At 69.4% G+C, this 2,143-nt stretch carries 2 protein-coding genes; both read right to left on the reverse strand.

What is annotated here, in order from left to right; all coding sequences use genetic code 11:
- On the reverse strand, positions 1-844 hold an 844-nt coding region (locus P1X14_RS21970; RefSeq protein WP_277317556.1), incomplete at its 3' end, for a UvrD-helicase domain-containing protein.
- Positions 822-2,143 (reverse strand): PD-(D/E)XK nuclease family protein (locus P1X14_RS21975; protein ID WP_277317557.1); only part of this gene is annotated, 1,322 nt, incomplete at its 5' end. The genes P1X14_RS21970 and P1X14_RS21975, both read right to left, overlap by 23 nt.

Genomic DNA, 2,143 nt, shown 5'->3' on the forward strand with positions numbered 1-2,143 from the left:
CCGCTTCCAGCCACGCCTCGACCACCGCCGCCTGCGCCTGCCCGGTGGCGGCGCTCCATGCCCGGTTCGCAGCGGCGATCCGGCGCAGCGACGCGGTGTCGAACGACTCGTCCGAGCAATAGTCGGCGATCGCCGCTTCGATATCGCCGCCGGGCAGCCCCATCGTCCGCCGCAGCCAGGGCTGGATGCCCGCGGGCAGTGCTTCCAGCGCATCGCCCGCCCGCGCGCACTGGCGCAGGAAATTCTCCGCCCCGCCCTCGCCCAGCCTCAGGCTCAGTGCGCCGACATGATCGACCAGCGCCATCCGCCCTTCACGCTCGGCATCGACCAGCATCTCGGCCAGCGCTTCGCGCGCCAGCACATATTCCTCACGCCCGTCGAGCGGCCGGAAGCCGGGCACCAGCCCCGCCTCGACCGGGAAGGCCGATAGTAGGCTCTGGCAAAAGCTGTGGATCGTCTGGATACGCAGCCCCCCGCCGGGCGCGTCGAGCACCTTGGCGAACAGGGTGCGGGCAAATGCCAATTCTTCCGATCCGGCCTTCTCGCCCAGAGCCTCGAGATCGTTGAACAGCTCCACATCGTCGGCACGCACCCATCGCGCCAGTCGCCCGGTGATGCGCGCCGCCATCTCGGCCGCCCCGGCCTTGGTGAAGGTCAGGCACAGGATCGCCGCCGGATCGGTACCGCGCAGCAACAGGCGGAACACGCGCGCCGCCAGCACCTGCGTCTTGCCGGTGCCCGCCGAAGCCGACAGCCACACATTGCGCCGCGGATCGCTGGCCGAACCCTGATTGCCCTTCAGCGGCGGGAGGGGAGACAGGCTATTCCCGGCCATACCACTCATCCAGCCGCATCAACTGATCGTAATCGGCGAAGGGCGCGTATTCGGGCACCTTCTTCGCGGTGAACGGCTCCGGCCCGGTCAGCCAGGTTTCGGCCGCATTCTTGAAGTTCGCCGCAGCGATCGACACGAACTCGCTCGTCACGATCCGGTCGCGCTTGCCCTCGGGATCGACCGGCGTCGCGATATAGCCGAACGCATCGCCCTTCTTCCCCAGCGACCAATATTCGAAGGCCGCCGCCTTGCCGCGGATGCCCTCGAACCCGTTCTGCTCCGCGATCAGCCCGAGCAGACCAAGCTGAAGGCTGTATCCGGCACGCACCGCCTTCGCGCTCGGCGGCTGGCCGGTCTTGTAGTCGACGATCGCCAGTCCGCCGCCGTCATAGCGATCGATCCGGTCGAACGTGCCGCTCAGCTTCACCCCGGCAAACTCGATCTCGCCGCGCTGCTCCACCGCCAGCACGCGGCGACCTTCGCCCGCCTTGGCCGCGATTTCCCCGGCGATCCAGTCGATCGCTTCCATCAACCGCGGCTGCCACAGCGCGCGCATCATCGGATGGGTCCGCTCGTCGGTCAGCATCGCGGTCGCCCGCTCGCGCAGCTTGCCCGGATCGCAATCGTCCTTCGCAAACCATTGCTCCAGCACGGCATGCACCGCCGTGCCGCGCCACGCCGCACTGGGATCGGCATCGACCGGATCGAGCGGCATCAGCTTCAGCATCCGCCGCGCGTAAAAGGCATAGGGATCGGCCTTCAGCCGGTCGACTTCGGTGACGCTGATCGCGCGGGGCCGCGCCGCGACCGGGGGTGAGGGTTCGGGCCGCGCCGCAGGTTGCGGCTTGCCCGGATCGTCGATGGCACGCAGCCAGTGCGAGATATCGCCCGCACTCTCGATCTGGTCACCCGCCAGCGCGAGGATGCGCAGCCAGAAGCGCGAGGCAATGGTCGGCGCGGAGGAATCCCGCCGTGCGCGAGTCAGCAGCACCTCCGGCGCACCCAGCGCACCCGCCAGATCATGCGCCGAAAGCCCGATCCGCCGTTCCAGCCCCGGCAGCCGCAGCTCGGCACGGATTCGCGGCGCCAGCCATGGATCGGGCGCGGGCAGGCCCGGCCACACGCCTTCGTTCAGTCCGGCAAGGATCATCAGATCGGCGGTCTGCAACCGCGCTTCGATCAGGCCGAGGATGGCCAGTCGCGGATGCCCACCCTGCGGTGGCCGCACCGCCTGTTCGTCCATCAGAGTGCGCAGCATCGGCGCGATGCTCGCCGGATCGGCGCGCGGCGGCCCGGCCGCGGCTTCGC

Origin of the sequence: Sphingomonas sp. AOB5 (assembly GCF_029433115.1) — a bacterium.
Taxonomy (GTDB): Bacteria; Pseudomonadota; Alphaproteobacteria; order Sphingomonadales; family Sphingomonadaceae; genus Sphingomonas.